Annotated in this window: 17 protein-coding genes; 9 read left to right on the top strand and 8 right to left on the bottom strand. The window is 59.5% G+C overall.

Annotation, left to right across the window (positions count from 1 at the left end):
• Position 1: 1 nt before the first annotated feature.
• Together clpB and BUB60_RS15315 are read right to left on the bottom strand one after the other, a co-directional pair.
• On the bottom strand, positions 2-2,611 hold the full coding sequence (gene clpB, locus BUB60_RS15310) for an ATP-dependent chaperone ClpB (protein ID WP_073080834.1): 2,610 nt from the start codon (positions 2,609-2,611) through the stop codon (positions 2-4).
• 747 nt (positions 2,612-3,358) lie between these two features.
• The gene (locus BUB60_RS15315) at positions 3,359-4,333 is read right to left on the bottom strand and encodes a DnaJ C-terminal domain-containing protein (protein ID WP_073080836.1); all 975 of its coding nucleotides are present in this window, start codon (positions 4,331-4,333) and stop codon (positions 3,359-3,361) included.
• A gap of 559 nt (positions 4,334-4,892) precedes the next feature.
• On the opposite strand from BUB60_RS15315, the gene BUB60_RS15320 reads away from it, so the two are divergent.
• Entirely contained in the window at positions 4,893-5,387 is a 495-nt protein-coding gene (locus BUB60_RS15320) for a hypothetical protein (protein ID WP_073080838.1), read from the top strand.
• A 122-nt stretch (positions 5,388-5,509) separates the two neighbouring features.
• On the opposite strand, the gene BUB60_RS15325 is transcribed toward BUB60_RS15320, so the two are convergent.
• Both BUB60_RS15325 and BUB60_RS15330 read right to left on the bottom strand, forming a co-directional pair.
• On the bottom strand, positions 5,510-6,253 hold the full coding sequence (locus BUB60_RS15325; protein WP_073080840.1) for a 4Fe-4S binding protein: 744 nt from the start codon (positions 6,251-6,253) through the stop codon (positions 5,510-5,512).
• The gene (locus BUB60_RS15330) at positions 6,250-6,795 is read right to left on the bottom strand and encodes a PadR family transcriptional regulator (RefSeq protein ID WP_073080841.1); all 546 of its coding nucleotides are present in this window, start codon (positions 6,793-6,795) and stop codon (positions 6,250-6,252) included. The genes BUB60_RS15325 and BUB60_RS15330 overlap by 4 nt, the downstream gene beginning before the upstream one ends.
• A gap of 206 nt (positions 6,796-7,001) precedes the next feature.
• Here BUB60_RS15330 and BUB60_RS20210 point away from each other — a divergent pair, with 206 nt between their 5' ends.
• Positions 7,002-7,151, top strand: coding sequence for a hypothetical protein (locus tag BUB60_RS20210; RefSeq protein WP_159435438.1), 150 nt, complete (start codon positions 7,002-7,004; stop codon positions 7,149-7,151).
• Positions 7,152-7,164: 13 nt separating this feature from the next.
• Here BUB60_RS20210 and BUB60_RS15335 read toward each other — a convergent pair whose 3' ends face one another.
• Positions 7,165-7,446 (bottom strand): DUF503 domain-containing protein, encoded by a 282-nt coding sequence (locus BUB60_RS15335; RefSeq protein ID WP_073080842.1) that lies wholly within the window; start codon positions 7,444-7,446, stop codon positions 7,165-7,167.
• Between the two features lie 250 nt (positions 7,447-7,696).
• Between BUB60_RS15335 and BUB60_RS19875 the strand changes: the two genes are divergently transcribed.
• Complete coding sequence (locus BUB60_RS19875) at positions 7,697-7,912, top strand: hypothetical protein (protein WP_143162381.1); 216 nt, start codon at positions 7,697-7,699, stop codon at positions 7,910-7,912.
• 215 nt (positions 7,913-8,127) lie between these two features.
• Complete coding sequence (locus tag BUB60_RS15345) at positions 8,128-8,352, top strand: alpha/beta-type small acid-soluble spore protein (protein ID WP_073080844.1); 225 nt, start codon at positions 8,128-8,130, stop codon at positions 8,350-8,352.
• A 314-nt stretch (positions 8,353-8,666) separates the two neighbouring features.
• On the opposite strand, the gene BUB60_RS15350 is transcribed toward BUB60_RS15345, so the two are convergent.
• The 3 genes from BUB60_RS15350 to BUB60_RS15360 form a co-directional block, all read right to left on the bottom strand.
• Entirely contained in the window at positions 8,667-9,833 is a 1,167-nt protein-coding gene (locus BUB60_RS15350; protein WP_073080845.1) for a MalY/PatB family protein, read from the bottom strand.
• Between the two features lies 1 nt (position 9,834).
• Complete coding sequence (locus tag BUB60_RS15355) at positions 9,835-10,971, bottom strand: trans-sulfuration enzyme family protein (RefSeq protein ID WP_073080846.1); 1,137 nt, start codon at positions 10,969-10,971, stop codon at positions 9,835-9,837.
• Positions 10,972-11,083: 112 nt separating this feature from the next.
• A complete protein-coding gene (locus BUB60_RS15360; RefSeq protein WP_073080847.1) occupies positions 11,084-11,530 on the bottom strand; it encodes an RrF2 family transcriptional regulator in 447 nt (148 codons plus the stop codon).
• Between the two features lie 249 nt (positions 11,531-11,779).
• Here BUB60_RS15360 and cysK point away from each other — a divergent pair, with 249 nt between their 5' ends.
• The 5 genes from cysK (at position 11,780) to nifU (ending at position 17,159) form a co-directional block, all read left to right on the top strand.
• Positions 11,780-12,712: a cysteine synthase A gene (cysK, locus tag BUB60_RS15365; protein WP_073080848.1), complete on the top strand. Its 933-nt coding sequence runs from the start codon at positions 11,780-11,782 to the stop codon at positions 12,710-12,712.
• 1,043 nt (positions 12,713-13,755) lie between these two features.
• The gene (locus BUB60_RS15370; RefSeq protein WP_073080850.1) at positions 13,756-14,208 is read left to right on the top strand and encodes an RrF2 family transcriptional regulator; all 453 of its coding nucleotides are present in this window, start codon (positions 13,756-13,758) and stop codon (positions 14,206-14,208) included.
• Between the two features lie 48 nt (positions 14,209-14,256).
• Complete coding sequence (mnmA, locus tag BUB60_RS15375) at positions 14,257-15,333, top strand: tRNA 2-thiouridine(34) synthase MnmA (protein ID WP_073080852.1); 1,077 nt, start codon at positions 14,257-14,259, stop codon at positions 15,331-15,333.
• 217 nt (positions 15,334-15,550) lie between these two features.
• Positions 15,551-16,747 (top strand): cysteine desulfurase NifS, encoded by a 1,197-nt coding sequence (nifS, locus tag BUB60_RS15380; RefSeq protein WP_073080854.1) that lies wholly within the window; start codon positions 15,551-15,553, stop codon positions 16,745-16,747.
• A 28-nt stretch (positions 16,748-16,775) separates the two neighbouring features.
• Positions 16,776-17,159 (top strand): Fe-S cluster assembly scaffold protein NifU, encoded by a 384-nt coding sequence (gene nifU, locus BUB60_RS15385; RefSeq protein ID WP_073080856.1) that lies wholly within the window; start codon positions 16,776-16,778, stop codon positions 17,157-17,159.
• The last annotated feature ends 146 nt before the right edge of the window (positions 17,160-17,305 follow it).

Below are 17,305 nucleotides of genomic sequence, written 5' to 3' on the forward strand. Positions count from 1 at the left end.
ACTATGCTCGATAGGCCGGTTCCTTCACCCGGAAGGTCAGCCCTTCGTCGTCCGCGTCCACGGCGATGACGCTGCCCTCGCCGGCCTCGCCGCGCATGATGACGCGGGCGATGGCCGTCTCCACGTTTTTCTGCACGTAGCGCTTTACCGGGCGCGCGCCGTAGACGGGCGAATAGCTGTCGCTTGCGATGCGCTTCTTGGCCGCGTCGGAGAGCTCCAGGGTGATGTTCTGCGCGCGGAGCTTTAAGCGCGTCTTGTCGAGGATCAGGTCGATGATGCGCGCGATCTTGCCCAGCGTCAGGGGCTTGAATATGACGGTCTCGTCCAGTCTGTTCAAAAACTCGGGGCGGAAGCTCGCCTGCAGCTCGTTCATGACGAGCCTGCGGGCGTTTTCCGAAATCTCCCCGTCCCGGCCGATGCCCTCCATCAAATACTGGCTGCCGATGTTGGACGTCATGATGACGACGGTGTTTTTAAAGTTCACCGTCCGGCCCTGCCCGTCGGTCAGGCGGCCGTCGTCGAGAATCTGGAGCATGGTGTTGAACACGTCGGGGTGGCCCTTTTCGATCTCGTCGAACAGGACGATGCTGTAGGGCTTCCGCCGCACGGCCTCGGTGAGCTGGCCGCCCTCGTCGTAGCCCACGTAGCCCGGCGGCGCGCCGATGAGCCGGGACACCGTGTGCTTTTCCTGATACTCGCTCATATCGATGCGGATGATGGCGCTCTCGCTGTCGAACAGGGCCTCCGCCAGCGCCTTGGCAAGCTCCGTCTTGCCCACGCCCGTGGGGCCCAAAAACAGGAACGAGCCCGTGGGCCGGTTGGGGTCGGAGAGCCCGGAGCGGGAGCGCAGGATGGCGTCGGACACCGCGTCCACCGCCTCGTTCTGGCCGATGACGCGCTGGTGCAGGATTTCGCCCAGGCGTAGGATTTTCTCCCGCTGGCCCTCCATCAGCCTGGACACCGGGATACCCGTCCATTTGGCCACGATCTCGGCGATCTCCGTCTCGGTGACCTCCTCGCGCAGCAAGGCGTTGTCGTTCCCGCCCGCCTTGTCCTTCTCGAGCTCCAGCTGCTTTTCCAGCTGCGGGAGCTTGCCGTATTTGAGCTCGGACAGCGTATTCAGATCGTAATTGCGCTCGGCCTTTTCGATCACGGCCTTGACCCCATCGATCTCCTCCTTGATCTTGCTGACCTTCTGGATGTTCTGCTTCTCCTCCTGCCACTTGGTGGTCATCTCCTCGTAGTCCGCCTTCAGGTCGGACAGCTCCTTCTGGAGTGCCTCCAGGCGCTCCCTGGAGTGGCGGTCGGTCTCCTTTTTGAGGGCTTCCCGCTCGATTTCCAGCTGCATGATCTTGCGGCTTTTTTCGTCCAGCTCCGCCGGCAGGCTGTCGATCTCCGTGCGGATGATGGACGCCGCCTCGTCCATCAGGTCGATGGCCTTGTCGGGCAGGAACCGGTCGCTGATGTAGCGGCTGGAAAGTACGGCGCAGGACACCAGTGCCCCGTCCGTGATGCGCACGCCGTGATGAATCTCGTACTTCTCCTTCAGGCCCCGCAGGATAGAGATGGTGTCCTCCACGCTGGGCTCTGTGACCGTAATGGGCTGGAACCGCCGCTCCAGCGCCGCGTCCTTTTCGATGTACTGGCGGTACTCGTTCAGGGTCGTTGCGCCGATGCAGTGAAGCTCGCCCCGGGCCAAAAGCGGCTTCAAAAGATTCCCCGCGTCCATGGCGCCCTCCGTCTTCCCGGCGCCGACGATGTTGTGCATCTCGTCAATGAAGAGGATGACGCGCCCTTCAGACTTCGTGATCTCGTCCAGCACGGCCTTGAGCCGCTCTTCAAACTCGCCGCGGTACTTGGCCCCCGCGATGAGCGCGCCCATGTCCAGGGCGAAGATCGTCTTGTCCTTCAGCGTCTCCGGCACGTCGCCCTTCCAGATGCGCTGGGCCAGGCCCTCTACCACCGCCGTCTTGCCGACGCCGGGCTCGCCGATGAGCGCCGGGTTGTTCTTCGTCTTCCGGCACAGGATGGTGATGACCCGCCGGATCTCCTGGTCGCGCCCGATCACCGGGTCCAGCTTGCCGTTTTTCGCGGCCTCCACCAGGTCCGTGCCGTATTTGCGCAGCGCGTCGTAGGTGTTCTCCGGGTTCTGGCTGGTGACGCGCTGGTTTTTCCGCACGTCGGTCAGCGCCGCGAGAAACTTTTCCGTGTCGATGCCGTATTTTGAGAAAATTTTTGCCGACGGCGTGTTCCGCTCGCCTAAAAGCGCCAGGTACAGGTGCTCCACGCCGGCGTAGCTGTCGCCGAAGCGTTTGATGCTGTCCTCCGCCTTCAGCAAAAGCTCGGAGAACCGCCGCGTGGCATACAGCCCGTCGCCGCTGGCTCCCGTTACCGACGGGATTTTGCCCAGCTCCCGCTCCAGCTCGTCTTCCAGCATGGTTTTATCGGCGCCCATGATGCCCAGGAGCCTCGGGATCAGGCCGTCCTCCTGCGTGAGCAGCGCGTAGTGCAGGTGCTCTCCGTCCACCTGCTGGTGCTGGTGCCGTATCGCCGATGCCTGCGATGCCGCGATCGCCTCCTGCGCCCGCTGCGTGAATTTTTCAATATTCATGGTATTACCCCCTCGTCGTCGAGTTGTGGATTTGATTTGTTCGTTTTAAAGCCTGCGGGGTTATAACCGCATATCCTTCTTTCCGTTCCGTACGGCCCGACACTGTTTACGCTGCCCTTCTCTCGTCGGAAAGATGCCCACATCGCCCCGTTTTCTTTGGCTCCCTCAGACGAGGGAGCTGCCGCCCGCAGGCGACTGAAGGAGGGTCTTGTCGGCGCGGCACAAGGCGGCGGGCGGTTCGTGAACCGCCCCTACACAGTCACCGTTTTGAAAAGCAGCCGCTCTTTCGAGCAGCGGGAAAACGGATGGCCCGCGGGTTCAGCATTGCCTTGGCGGTGCCAAAGCATTGTTTATCCGCAACGGTTGCGCCGTCCTCGGTGCCCGATCGACGGGGCGATGTGGGCATCGCCCCCTACGAAACCTTTGCTGCCATTAGGGCCCCATTGTCATTATGAAACCGCCGCTGTCCTTGCGGCTCCCGTTGTCCTTGCGGCTCCGTTGTCCTTGCGGCCCCCGCTGTCATTGCAGCTCCCGTTGTACTTGCGGCCCACGTTGCCATTCTCGCTCTCCACCCGTGTCATTCCCGCGAAGGCGGGAATCCACGTCCCCCGGCAAGGACGAAACCCGTTTGCGTCCGCCGGGCCGTGGGGCGCAGCCCCAAACGGGGTCCCAGGGGCGGAGCCCCTGCAAAATGAGTGTCATAGGGGCGCAGCCCCTATACCTCTATCGGGCGGGTGGGCGGGATTTCTATCGCCGTACGGCGCCTTTCGCCAGCTCCGCCAGCTGCGCGTACAGCTCCTTCATATCATCCGTCAGGTGCGCCGGGTTCACGATGCGCACCACCAGGCTCAACGCGCCGCGTTTGCCGTTTTTCGCGGGATAGCCCCGTGCGGCGATGCGCAGCTTGCCGCCGGACTGGATGCCGGCCGGGATCTTCACCTTCAGCCGCTCGTCGAGCGTGGCGACCTGAATCTCGTCGCCCAGCGCGGCCTGCCACGGATAGACGTCCACCGTCTTTTCAAGCGCGCCGCCGTCGAAGGAGAAGCCCGCCTCGGGCTTTAAGCCGATCTCCAGATACAGGTCGCCGGCCTTGCCCTTGCCCATGCCGGGGCCGCCGAGGCCCGTAAGCTTGATTTTCTCACCGGGCTGAATCCCCGCCGGGATTTTGAATTTTACCGTCTTCGTGCCGGATTCGGTCTGCAGGGCGATGGTCTTCTCGCCGCCCTTGTACGCCTCGCGGATGCCGATCTCGACTCTGGCGTCGATGTCCTGCCCGCTGCCGCTGTAGCTGTCAAAGCCACCCCCGCCGCCTAAATTGGAGAATATATCGCCATAGGCGCCGCCGCGCCCGCCGCCGAAAAACATGTTGAAAAAGTCGCTGAAATCGGCCCCGCCGCCGTCCGCCGTCGTCCAGGTATACGAATACCCGCCGCCCGTATCGGCGCCGGAACGGTGCGTGGACGGGTCGAAGCCGCCGTAGTTCTCGCGGAACCGGCCGCTCTTCATGTCCTCGTAAAGCGCATCGTATTTGGCGCGCTTTTCCTTATCGCCGAGCACCTCGTACGCCTCGCTGATCTCTTTGAATTTTTCCTCGCTGGCCTTGCTGCCGCCGGCAACGTCCGGGTGGTACTTTTTCGCCAGCTTCCGGTAAGTCTTTTTGATTTCCTCTTCCGTCGCGTCCCTGCCGATGCCGAGGACCGCGTAATAGTCCTTGAACTCCATAACCGTCACCTCCCTCTCGTGGATGGGATATATGGGATATAGTTTTATATATACATAATAACGCGAAGGTCAGGAAAGGTCAAATTAAACAAACGGCGTATTTGCGCCATTTTTGACCTTTCCTGACCAATAGCGAATTCGGATGCGCTCGCACCCGTTATTGCTTTATTTTGCTTTGTTTTTCTCGTTTGCGAAACACAATTTGCGCCGCCCGGTATTGTGCCGTACCGCCCGGCATTGTGCCGCACCGCCCGGTATTGTGCCGTACCGCCCGGTATTGTGCCGTACCGCCCGGTATTGTGCCGTACCGCCCGGTATTGTGCCGTACCGCCCGGTATTGTGCCGTACCGCCCGGTATGTCATTCCCGCGAAGGCGGGAATCCAGGCCCTCGTACAGGGAAACGTGGATTCCCGCCTTCGCGGGAATGACAAACGTTGCGGGAATGACAACATTTGGTTGCGGGAATATCGGCGTTTGGCTGTTTACATGTTTCTTGCATCCCGTCGCGGCTGATACGAACCCCATTTTTTGCAAACACTAGTGCCGGGAGGCGGTATCATGAAAAAAATCCTTGCATCGGTTTTCATCCTCGGGGCGATCCTCGCCGCGCAGACGCCGGCGGCGGCGGTGCCGATCGAGAGCGTTGCCCAGTATAAGGCGCAGATTTCGTTCTTCAAGGACGCATTGGACGCGCTCTCCGCGTCCTCGCCGGACGAGGCCGTCCGGCTCTGGGTCAAGGGGGATGAAATGCGCAACGGCGTTTACAAATACGCTGTCGGCAGCGGGCCCGTCAAGCGGTGGCTCACGGACCGGTGGGGAGACCCGGAAGAAAACTTCTGGATCATCGGCGGCTCCAGCCCATGGCTGACGTCCTATGAAATCGCCGGCAAGACAAACATCTCGCCGACGGCTGTTGAATATATCGTCAAATATTTCTGGGCCACCTCCGCCGGGCCGGAGGAGCCGACCGTCGAGCACCTGACCGTGTCGCAGGAAAACGGCGGCTGGTATATCACCAAAGTCAATCCCGTCAGCGGGCCGCAAAATTACTGAGATTTCCATCCGCGCCCCAATGTACAAAATCGCCCCGGCGCGCCGACAAGAAGGGCGGGATGAATACATCCCGCCCCGTATGTCCGTAGGGTCGATCTGTGATCGCCTCTGTTTCCCCGCCTCTATTTCCCCACGGCGACCTTTCCGCGCCCCATGCCGTAGCACAGCGCCCTTTTGGGGCAGCCGTCGATACATTCGCCGCAGCGGATGCAAGCCAATGACGCGACGCTGCCCGTTTTGATCTCGGCGGCGACATCGATGCTCATGGGGCACTTCGTGGTGCATTTCCCGCAGCCGACACAATTGGAGGGGTTCGCGCGGATTTTGAGCTGCGGCAGGCGCAGCGCCCGGCCCACCAGCTCTCCCGCCGTCAGAAACGGCGCCATCCAGCAAATGGTGTGGCAGGCCCCGCGCTTCCCCACCGTGACGGTGAGCGCGAACAGGATCGCCAGCACCAGATAGTAATTGATAAATTTCAGCGGCTCATCGACCGAGACGATATGCTCCGTCAGATACAGCGGATCGAAGCCCCGGATGCCGCCGGCCAGGATAAAGCCCGCCGCCAGGGCGGCAAACCACACCCCGAAAATGGCGTACCGGATCACCGCGAGCCTGTTCACCTTGACGGGCCTGTCGTTGATGGTCGCCCCCAACTCGCTCAGGCCGGCCACGGGGCAGAACCACGCGCACCACGCCCTACCGAGAAATATCCCCGACAAAAAGAGAAACGCGAACACCATGACGCTGCCGGCGACGAGCCCCGCAAACGCCGCGTCCAGCGAAACGTAGGGCGACAGGTAATTGAAGATGACCGGGAACAGAAACAGCGTTGTGAAGACGATGACTCTTCGGACCTTCTGCCTCATTTTCTCCACCTGCTTTCCAAAAATTCCGTTGTCTCCCGGCACCAGTCCAGATAGGCCCCGTTGGCCTTCCGCCCGAAATCGACGACGCGGCGGATCGTCGGGTGGGCCGGGTCGTCGTCCTCGATGGCCCTCAGCTCCGCGTCAAAGGCGTCCAGCACCTTCAGGTCCTGCTCATGCGCGGCCTGAAATTTTTTTACATGCTCCAGCATCACGTCCGGGTCCGTCAGATGCGAAAAGTACATCTTCAAAAGTATCTCAAACCGCATCGACTCTTTTTCCACCGGCAGCGCCAGCCATCCGCGCAGCGCCTCAAAGCCCTGGGGCGTCAGCCGGTACGCCTTCTGTGCCCGGGGCTGCGCCGCGTCCGCGTCCGTCTCCTTGACGTAACCGGCCCCGCACAGCGCTTTCAGCGACGGATACAGCTGGCCGTAGCTCTCGTTCCAGAAAAACCGGAACCGGACGTCGATGATCCGCTTGATCTGATACCCCGTCAGCGGCTCCTCGGACAAAAGCCCCAGGATCACGTAATCTGTTTGTTTCATAAAATCCACCTATCTAAAAGATATATATCTATTAGATAGGTTATCATGTAATTATTCCGATTGTCAAGGGGCAGAATTCGATTTTTTCCGGAGTTATCGCTAAATAGCTATTGCATTTTTAGCCCATTTAAGGTAATATATGGTAAAACAACGCTAAGGAGTGTTTAAAACAGCGAAAGCTGCGGCGCGGTATCGGGGGATGTAGCATGGTCGATTACGAAAAAATATACAGGGCATTGTTCAACGGTATTGCCGAAGCCCTCGTCAGCATCGAGCAGCAGGAATACGTCCAGGCCCGCGACAGTCTCGTCAAAGCCCAAATGGACGCCGAGGACATCTTCGCCGAAAAAGGCTGATGACCGTAGCGCCCTATCGATATTCCCTTTCAGCACCGACGATTTCAGCGTCGGTGTTTTGTTCCGTAAAGCGGAGAATGCTTTCCATAACGCCGTCGGCGAGCCGGTGGTCGGCGGCGAGGGCGGCGACGGAGAGGATGAGGGTCTGGTGGACGTCCTGGGCGCCGGTTTCGGCGGCGGAGACGTTGAAATTATTGCGGATTTTCGCCAGCAGGCTTTTGAGCACGCTGCGCTTTTCCTTCAGGGAATGCACCCACTCCGCGCGCAGCGTGACTGTCAGTACGGCGACGATCATGCCCTACCCCCTCCCCCTTCTTTTTTATTATCATAGCTTTTAATGGTTAAATTTTCAAATAATTTTACCATATAATTTCAACAGGATGATGGGCCGGTTATTCATAAACGGCGGCAGACAATATTTCGCCGGGCAGTTAAATTATTTCGAAGCATTTATTATTTGCATCGTATTTAATTTTATACGCTGCGCACACTATAATCGTCAGGCACGCAGATCGTTTAAAAAAATGAAAAAGAGGAGATTCAATTTGTCCGGGAGCGAGAACATTTATAAACCGAGCGCGCTGTCCGAGCAGCGCAAGTCGGAAGCGGCGCGCAGCGCCGCCGTTCGGGAGAGCGCCGCTGGAAACGCCGCCGTCAAACCAAAAAAATCGGAACGGGATTGCGACAAAACGCTGGGCCAGTCGAAGGACAGCGACGTCCGGAACATGTCGCCGAACGCCACGAATATCAGCCATGGCTGACACTCCAATCCAATAACCGAACCGGCTCATCCCGCACCAGATGAGCCGGTTCTTTTAACACCGCAGTTAAAATTTCGACGCGCAGTAAAAAATGATCGGAAGATATAGTATTTGCATCGTATGAAGTTTTATACGATGGCGCACACTATAATCGTAAGACGAAGGATCGTCGATTTCAATTTCAACAAATAAAAATAACGAAGGAGAAACGAACAATGGCCAGAAATAATCAGTTACTGAACCCGAAAGCCCGCGGCGCTCTGAACCGCCTGAAGATGGAGACGGCCAACGAAGTCGGCGTCAAGCTCAACGAGGGCTACAATGGGGACATCAAGTCCAAGGACGCGGGCCAGATCGGCGGCAACATGGTGAAGAAAATGGTCCAGTCTTATGAAGACAAGGCCACGGGCAGCACCTCGAGCACCGGCAGCAACTCCTGACACGTTTTGATAAAAAGCGCGCCTCACCGTCACGGTGGGGCGCGCTTTCAGGCCGTCGGATAAAGCCCTTCGGGCATTATCCGACAAGGGGGCATGCAGCGCGCTCAGCCGCGCGCTGCATGAGAAGAGTCACTCCGGAGGCGCATGTCCTCCTGCGTGACAATTTTAAATTTATTTGCCGCTCCGGCGGCAAACTCTGCGAGGCTTTGCCCCTTGTATGCAGATTTTTGACAAGCGGCAAGCGGCTGGGGAGCGGCGGGCGATTCGTGAATCGCCCCTACTTTCTATGCAGGGCCCAGAATCGCCCGCACTTTTCAGCTGTTCACCGCTTTTTCGAGCTGGGTCAGGGCCTTTTCGAGGACGCTGCGGGGGCAGGCGATGTTGATGCGCTGGAAGCCGGTGCCGGCCGGGCCGAACATCAGCCCGCCGTCCAGCCAGAGTCCCGCCTTGTGCACGATGAGCCGCTCCAGCGCGTCGTCGTCAAGGCCCAGGTCTTTGAAGTCCAGCCAGACGAGATACGTGCCCTCCGGCTCGATGAGACGGACCTGCGGGAGCCGTTCTTTCAAAAATCCGTGTACATAACCAAGATTTTCATTTAAGTACGATTTTAGAGCCTCCAGCCAGTTCCGCCCGCAAGTGTAGGCGGCCTTGCAGGCGACGATGCCCATGATGCCCAGCTGGCTGTAGCCGGTTTTTCCTATCTCGCGCCGGAACTGCAGGCGGAGCCTTTCGTCCGGGATAAAAATATTCGACACCTGCAGCCCCGCGAGATTGAACGTCTTCGTTGGCGCGGTACAGATAATGCTCAGCTTTTCAAATTCCGGCTTCAGGCTGGAAAAGACGATATGGCGGTGACCGGGATAGACGAAATCGGCGTGGATCTCGTCCGAGACGACGAGGACGCCGTGCCTGAGACAGATATCGCCCAGCCTTGTCAGCTCCTCCGCCGTCCAGACGCGCCCGACGGGATTGTGCGGGCTGCAGAGGATAAAGAGCTTTACATTATTTTCCTTGATCTTGCGTTCAAAATCCTCAAAATCGATGGCGTACCGCCCCTCGGAATAGACAAGCTCGCTCACCACCAGCTTCCTGTCGTTTTTCACGACGCTCTCCGTAAAGGGGTAATAAACGGGCTGCTGGATGATCACGCCGTCCCCCTCCCGCGTCAGCGCGCGGACGGCGGTGCTGATGGCAAAGACCACGCCCGGGGTTTTGACGAGCCACTCGGGCCTTACCTCCCAGCCGTGGCTCTCCTGGAACCAGCCCTTCAGCGCGTCGAAATATTCCTCGCCGCTTTCGGAATAGCCGAAAATGCCGTGCCGGCTCTTCTCGGTCAGGGCCTCCAGCACGCAGTCCGGCGCGCGGAAGTCCATATCGGCCACCCACAGGGGCAGGATTCCCTCCGGCTTACCGCGCTTTACGGCAAAATCGTATTTGAGGCTGTCCGTATTTCTTCTGTCGATAATCTTGTCAAAATTCATATTATTCTCCCAACGCCGCGCTTAAATCCGATATCAGGTCGCCGGCGGATTCCAGGCCGACGGACAGGCGCAGCAGCCTGTCGGTAATGCCTATCTTAAGCCGCTGCTCCTCCGGCACGTCGGCGTGCGTCTGCAGCAGCGGATAGGTGATGAGCGACTCCACGCCGCCCAGGCTCTCCGCGTACCGGATGAGCCGGACCCGCTCCAGCAGCCGCACCGCCGTCGGCGCGTCCGCCGCCTCGAAGGAGATCATCGCCCCGAAGCCCGAGGCCTGGCGCTTTGAAATTTCGTAATGCGGATGTGACGGCAGCCCCACGTAGTGCACGGCCTTGATCTTTTTCTGCTTTGTCAGCCATTGGGCTATAAGCAGCGCGGTTTCCTGCTGCTTTTCCATCCGGATGGCCAGCGTTTTGATCCCCCGGAGGATCAGCCAGCTGTCGAACGGCGCCAGGCACGGCCCCACCGTCTTGTAGATGTACCGCAGGCGCTCGGCGACCTCCTTGCCGCCGGCCACGAGGAAGCCCGCCAGCGTGTCGTTGTGGCCGCCTAAATATTTCGTCCCGCTGTGGACAATAATATCGGCGCCGAGGTCTATCGGCCGCTGGAAATACGGCGTCAAAAACGTGTTGTCCACGATGAGCAGCAGGCCCTTTTCCCTGCATATGCCCGCGATGGCCGCGATGTCGCTGACCTGCATCATCGGGTTCGTCGGCGTCTCGACGAAGACAGCCTTCGTCTCGGGCGTCAGGGCCGCTCTGATCTCGTCCAGGTTCGACGTGTTGACGAGGTCGAAGCTCAGGCCGTTTTTGACGGAGATGCCGTAAAAATACCGGTGCGTCCCACCGTACAGGTCGTCGGAGGCGACGATGCGGTCCCCCGGCGAAAAGAGCTCCAGCAGCGTCCCGATGGCGGCCATGCCCGAGGCAAACGCCATCGCGTCCACCCCGTTTTCGAGCCCGGCGACCGTTTTTTCCAGGTGCTCCCGCGTCGGATTCTGGACGCGGGTATAGTCAAAGCCCGTCGACCGCCCGACGCCCGGATGCGCGAAGGTGGCCGACTGGTAGATCGGCACGCTCACCGCGCCCGTGGTGTCGTAGGCGGCGCCGTCTCCGTGAATGCATTTGGTCTGAATATCCATTTTAACCTTTTAACCTCCCATGGGATGGAACAAAACAATGCTGAAAAAACCTCCCTGTCCGGGAGGCTTCCCGTCAAATTCCGGCCGCCTTTGCCGGCGGCCTTATACAATATTAGATATAGAACATCAGCGCGTCGTCCGACTTGTACTTCTCCGCCTCGAGGACGAGGTCGTAGAGCGTGACGGCCTGCATGCTGCTTTTGAGCGCCGCTTCGATCTTCTCGAAAACAGCCGTCTGCATGGCTTTTTCGATATCCGGCGCGCTGTCCGGCACGGTGGCCTCGCTGGGCTCGAACAGCGTCAGCTCGACGGCGGACAGAATGTCGTACAGGGTGATCTCGCGGGGCATTCGGGCAAGCTGATATCCGCCCTGGGCACCCTTGACAGAGTTGACGATACCCCCGCGCTTTAACAGCGAGAAGACCTGCTCCAGATAAATTTTAGAAATCCCGAGTTTTTCAGAAATGCTCAAGACCGTCGTACACTCGCCCTTGCCGTAATCCTCCGCCAGGCTGATCGTCGATGCCAGCGCATAGCGGCCCTTCGCTGAGATTCTCATAAATCAACGCTCCGTTTCACTGCTGTAAGTCTCGCCCTTCCGGGCGGAATGACGTTAACTTATTGCATATATTACCTCTAGGTTTTGTATCAATCTTATTCAATATGTGCGCTTTTGTCAATGTTTTATTAATCATATAAAATTACTATAAATTATTTCCGAAAACCCCTTGACAAATCACAATAGCGGGAATAGACTATAACATATCAAACATATATGAATTATATTTTGTAATTGGAGGTCTTTTCAATGTCTAAAGTTTATAAAAGCCTGACGGACCTTATCGGCAAAACGCCGCTCCTGGAGCTCACCAACTATAATAAAAAGCACGGTCTGGGCGCCACCGTCATCGGCAAGCTCGAGTACTTTAACCCCGCCGGCAGCGTCAAGGACAGGATCGCCAAGGCGATGATCGACGACGCCGAGGCTCAGGGCCTTTTGAAGCCGGACTCGGTCATCATCGAGCCGACCAGCGGCAACACGGGCATCGGACTTGCTTCCGTCGCCGCGGCCAGGGGCTACAGGATCATCCTCACCATGCCGGAGACCATGAGCGTTGAACGCCGGAACCTTCTGAAGGCCTACGGCGCGGAGCTCGTCCTCACCGAGGGCGCCAAGGGCATGAAGGGCGCCATCGCCAAGGCTGACGAGCTGGCGAAGGAAATCCCCCATTCGTTCATCCCCGGCCAGTTCGTCAACCCCGCCAACCCGAAGGTCCACAAGGAGACGACGGGTCCCGAAATCTGGGAGGACACGGACGGCAAGGTCGACATCCTGGTGGCCGGTATCGGCACCGGCGGCACCATCACCGGCGCCGGCGAATACCTGAAATCCAAGAATCCGAACGTCAAGGTCGTCGCCGTCGAGCCCTTCGATTCGCCCGTTTTGTCCGAGGGCCGCTCCGGCTCCCACAAAATTCAGGGCATCGGCGCCGGCTTTGTCCCCGACGTTCTGAACACAAAGGTTTATGACGAGATCATCCCCGTCAAGAACGAGGACGCTTTCGTCACCGGCCGGGAGCTCTCCAAAACGGAAGGCCTGCTCATCGGCATCTCCTCCGGCGCCGCCGCCTGGGCTGCCACGGAGCTTGCCAAACGCCCGGAAAACAAGGGAAAGACGATCGTCGCCATCCTCCCCGACACCGGCGAGCGCTACCTGTCAACGGCGCTGTTTTCGGAATAAGCGACATAACGACATATCTGGAGGACGGTTTATGGCCGTCCTCCTTTTGCGTTGCGCCGCTATTACCCCTCATGCCGGATGAACCCCCGCTCTGCACGCCCAAAGTATCTTGAGATGCCCCAAAGTATTGTCATTCCCGCGAAGGCGGGAATCCACGTTCCCCGTCCCTCTGCCCACGGGCCACCGCCGCGCCGACAGGAGTGGGCGAACACAGTTCGCCCCTACGATGACAATCCATGCCGTCCGCATCCTATTTCGCGCCGCAACCGCCAACCTTGCCGGACGCGCCATCGCAGCAGGACGACGGGCGATTGATAATCGCCCCTACAGGCATCGGCAAGGTTTTGCACCTTGAGAATGTCTCCTATGCCATTCCGTTTCCCGCAGCACAACGCCGAAACGAACGAAGTGCCAAGGGCCCCCGCAATATACGCGGACGCACCCCGTAGGGGCGATTATCAATCGCCCGTCCGCCCAGAGTTACAATATATCTATCAGATATATATCTTATAGATATATCACGCTATACCCTTCAGCCCTGTAACATTGCTGCACTGCGCATTGGGGAGGGCAGACACAAGGTCAAGGTCTGCCCCTACGCGGAGCGTGGGACGGCGGCCTCGCGCAGAGGGCTCAGGGGAATGGGACGCCGCCCTCTGCGTCCCACCGTTCGTACCATGGGGAACGGGCCGCCGAAGGGGGCAGATCGACGGCGGGCCGGGTCGTCCCGCCCTACGGGGTGCGGTAAACTATGTCCTGCGGGCTGCGGACATGGTACCCATCTGCGGCGTCGACAAGAACGGCGGGAGCAAGCCCCCGCCCTACCGTATATCGATGTTCGAAGCAAAAATACCAGTTCCCACCGTATATCGATGTTCAAAGCAAAGATACCAGTTCCCGTCCTTGGCACGGGTCGCAGACCCGTCGCCATACCTTCAATGGGTCATAGGGCGAAGCCCTATACCTTTATCGGGCGGGCGGGTGGGGGCTTGAATTCCTATAATTCATACTGTAAAATGGTAAATACGAAAGGATGATGCATTATGAAGATCTCGACGAGAGGCCGATACGCCATCCGGCTGATGCTGGACCTGGCGCAGAGCGGCGGCGATCATTATGTCACCATCAAGAGCATATCCGAGCGGCAGGACATTTCGAGCAAGTACCTCGAGCAGATCATCTCCATCCTGAATCGGGCCGGATACGTCAAAAGCGTTCGCGGCTCCCAGGGCGGCTATAAGCTCGCGCGACCCCCGGAGGAATACACCGTGGGCATGATTTTGCGGCTCATTGAGGGCAGCCTCGTGCCGGTCTCCTGTATGGACGACGAGCCGAACCAGTGCCCCCACTGCGAAACCTGCGTCACCCTGGATGTCTGGAAGCAGATCGACGAGGCCGTGAGCGGCGTTGTGGACAACATCACGCTGGCGGACCTGGCCAAAAAAGAAAGCCTGAAGAACGCCTCAGCGCCGGCCGCGCCGGAATATCACATCTGACTTACTGCCGGGCGGACGATACACCGCCCGAGAACCGGGAGCGTATCGATGACTCAAAGCGTTATGATCGCCATGAGCGGCGGCGTGGACAGCTCCGTGGCCGCTGTCCTGCTCCTTGAGCAGGGCTGCCGCGTCGTCGGCGCCACGCTCAAGCTTTTTTCAAACGACGATATCGGCCTGGACCCGTCCTCCAGAACCTGCTGTTCCCTCAGCGACGTGGAGGACGCGCGCAGCGTGGCCTACCGCCTGAATATCGACCACTTTGTCTTCAACTTCGGGGACGAGTTCAACCGGGACGTCATTGCCCGGTTTGCCGAGGCCTATCTGCAGGGCCGGACGCCGAACCCGTGCATCGACTGCAACAGGTTCATCAAATTCGACAAGCTGTTGGAGCGCGCGCGGCTTTTGGGCGTGGATCATATCGCCACCGGGCACTACGCGCAGGTGGCCCGGGACGAAAATACGGGCCGCTGGCTGCTGAAAAAATCAGCCGACGCCTCCAAGGACCAGACGTACGTCCTCGCCGCGCTCACCCAGGAGCAGCTCAGCCGGACGCTCTTCCCTCTCGGCGGCCTGACGAAGGGCGCGGTGCGCGCCATCGCGGCGGAACGCGGGCTCATCAACGCCAAAAAGCCGGACAGCCAGGACATCTGCTTCGTGCCGGACGGCGACTACGCGGCCTTTATCGAAAACGTGCTGGGCTACAAAAGCGTTCCCGGCAATTTCACCGACAGCGCCGGCCGGGTGCTGGGCACCCACAAGGGGATCATCCACTACACCATCGGCCAGCGCCGCGGCCTGGGCCTTGCCGCCGACCGGCCGAAATACGTCATAGGCAAGGACCTCGCCGCAAACACCGTCGTCGTCGGCGACGAGGAGGAGCTCTATTCCCCCGCCATGACCGTTGGGGACCTCAACCTCATCGCCGTTGAAAGCATCCCGGCGCCCATGCGCGCCACCGTCAAAACGCGCTACAGCCAGAAGGAGACGCCCGCCACCCTCTATCCGCCCGAAAACGGCCGGATGACCGTCGTGTTCGATCGGCCCCAGCGCGCCGTCACCTCCGGCCAGGCCGCTGTTTTTTACGACGGTGATACCGTCCTCGGCGGCGGCACCATCGTCTGACACGGCGGGCGGCAGATGCCCCAATAACGACGGCGGGCCGGGTCGTCCCGCCCTACGGCGTGCGGTAAACTATAGCGTTTGCGTCTATGTAGGGCACGGGCTCTGCCCTTGCCTCTGCCGGATGGGCGGGAAAACTTATGGTTGCAATCCCATTTTGGCTGTGATAAAATCCTGTTAATCCTACTAAGATAATATGAATTGAGTCGGGTGATTTACAATGTCGAAAATTGTTTACGCGGACAACGCGGCGACGACCTTTCTGTCGAAGCACGCGCTTGAGGCAATGATGCCGTTCCTGACGGACCAGCCGGGGAACGCCTCCACTGTCTACGCCTACGGGAGGGCCGCGAAGCGCGCCGTTGAGGACGCGCGTTCAAAGGTCGCGGCGGCCATTGGGGCAAAGCCCGAGGAGGTCTACTTCACGTCGGGCGGCACCGAATCGGACAACTGGGCCATCAAGGGCGTCGTCGAGCTCCGGAAAAACAAGGGCAAGCACATTATTTCCACGGAAATCGAGCATCACGCCGTCCAGCATACGCTCCAGTATCTCGAAAAACAGGGGTACGAGGTCACCTACCTGAAGGTGGACCAGTACGGCAACATCTCGCTCGACGACCTGCGCGCCGCCATTCGCCCGGACACGATACTTATCACGGTCATGACCGCCAACAACGAAATCGGGACCATCCTGCCGATCGCTGAAATCGGCGCCATCGCGCAGGAGAAGGGCATTTTGTTCCATACGGACGCCGTGCAGGCGGTGGGGCACATCCCCGTCAATGTATCGGAGATGAACGTCGACCTGCTCTCCCTGTCCGGCCATAAATTCAAGGGCCCGAAGGGCACCGGCGCGCTTTACATGAAAAAAGGGCTGCGCCTGCCGGCGCTTCTCCAGGGCGGCGGGCAGGAGCGCGGCGTGCGCTCCGGCACCGAAAACGTGCCCGGCATCGTCGGGCTGGGCGCCGCTCTCGAGGAGGCCACGGCCAACCTCGGCGAGAGCATGAAACGCCTTGCCGCCATGCGGGAAAAACTGGTGAAGGGCCTGACGGCGATTCCGTACACGCGCCTGACCGGCGACCCGGTGCACCGGCTGCCCGGTATCGCGTCGTTCGTCTTCGAATGCGTGGAGGGCGAGTCGATGGTGCTGCTCCTGGACCAGAACGGCATCTGCGGCTCCTCCGGCTCCGCCTGCTCCTCCGGGTCGCTGGACCCGTCCCACGTGCTGATGGCCATCGGCCTCCCCCACGAGATCGCCCACGGCTCCCTGCGGCTGTCCCTGAACGAGGACAACACGGAGGAGGATATCGATTATCTTCTGGAAAAAATCCCGCCGGTCATTGAGCGTCTGCGGGCCATGTCCCCCCTCTGGGAAGACAAGATGGCCGGCATCGCGGCCGCGGCTGCTGCCAAATAACATTTATTTCTAAGACGAGGTGTCACGTATGTATTCCGAAAAGGTGATGGATCATTTCTCGAATCCCCGCAATGTGGGCGAGCTCCCGGACGCCAACGGCATCGGCCAGGTCGGCAACGCCGTCTGCGGCGATATCATGAAGATATATCTGAAAATCGAAGACAACATCATAACCGACGCAAAGTTCAAGACCTTCGGCTGCGGCGCTGCCGTCGCGACGTCCTCGATGGCCACCGAGCTCGTCAAGGGCAAAACGGTGGAGGAGGCGCTGGAGCTGTCCAACAAAGCCGTCGCCGAGGCGCTGGACGGCCTTCCCCCGCAGAAAATGCACTGCTCCGTCCTCGCCGAGGAGGGTATCAAGGCCGCCATCGACGACTACCACGCCCGGCAGGCGCAAAAAGAAGCGGTATAAGCAGCCCGGCAGATTTTGCGGTCTGTCTGCATAATGAAAGCTGTCATTCCGGAAACGGGATGACAGCTTTTTCGTTTCGTGCGGCGGCGTGGTGGGCATGGAACCCCGCCTTATAATTTATGTAGTGGCAATTCACGAATATGGCT

The sequence above is a fragment of the Sporobacter termitidis DSM 10068 genome, from assembly GCF_900130065.1.
Taxonomy (GTDB): Bacteria; Bacillota; Clostridia; order Oscillospirales; family Oscillospiraceae; genus Sporobacter; species Sporobacter termitidis.

Coding starts and splice junctions, on each gene's coding strand:
- BUB60_RS15345 (WP_073080844.1), top strand. CDS start 8,128: ATGGCCAGAAATAATCAGTTACTGAACCCGAAAGCCCGCGGCGCTCTG.
- BUB60_RS15330 (WP_073080841.1), bottom strand. CDS start 6,795: ATGAAACAAACAGATTACGTGATCCTGGGGCTTTTGTCCGAGGAGCCG.
- nifS (WP_073080854.1), top strand. CDS start 15,551: ATGTCGAAAATTGTTTACGCGGACAACGCGGCGACGACCTTTCTGTCG.
- nifU (WP_073080856.1), top strand. CDS start 16,776: ATGTATTCCGAAAAGGTGATGGATCATTTCTCGAATCCCCGCAATGTG.
- cysK (WP_073080848.1), top strand. CDS start 11,780: ATGTCTAAAGTTTATAAAAGCCTGACGGACCTTATCGGCAAAACGCCG.
- BUB60_RS15350 (WP_073080845.1), bottom strand. CDS start 9,833: ATGAATTTTGACAAGATTATCGACAGAAGAAATACGGACAGCCTCAAA.
- BUB60_RS15360 (WP_073080847.1), bottom strand. CDS start 11,530: ATGAGAATCTCAGCGAAGGGCCGCTATGCGCTGGCATCGACGATCAGC.
- BUB60_RS15315 (WP_073080836.1), bottom strand. CDS start 4,333: ATGGAGTTCAAGGACTATTACGCGGTCCTCGGCATCGGCAGGGACGCG.
- mnmA (WP_073080852.1), top strand. CDS start 14,257: ATGACTCAAAGCGTTATGATCGCCATGAGCGGCGGCGTGGACAGCTCC.
- clpB (WP_073080834.1), bottom strand. CDS start 2,611: ATGAATATTGAAAAATTCACGCAGCGGGCGCAGGAGGCGATCGCGGCA.
- BUB60_RS15320 (WP_073080838.1), top strand. CDS start 4,893: ATGAAAAAAATCCTTGCATCGGTTTTCATCCTCGGGGCGATCCTCGCC.
- BUB60_RS15325 (WP_073080840.1), bottom strand. CDS start 6,253: ATGAGGCAGAAGGTCCGAAGAGTCATCGTCTTCACAACGCTGTTTCTG.
- BUB60_RS15335 (WP_073080842.1), bottom strand. CDS start 7,446: ATGATCGTCGCCGTACTGACAGTCACGCTGCGCGCGGAGTGGGTGCAT.
- BUB60_RS15355 (WP_073080846.1), bottom strand. CDS start 10,971: ATGGATATTCAGACCAAATGCATTCACGGAGACGGCGCCGCCTACGAC.
- BUB60_RS15370 (WP_073080850.1), top strand. CDS start 13,756: ATGAAGATCTCGACGAGAGGCCGATACGCCATCCGGCTGATGCTGGAC.
- BUB60_RS20210 (WP_159435438.1), top strand. CDS start 7,002: ATGGTCGATTACGAAAAAATATACAGGGCATTGTTCAACGGTATTGCC.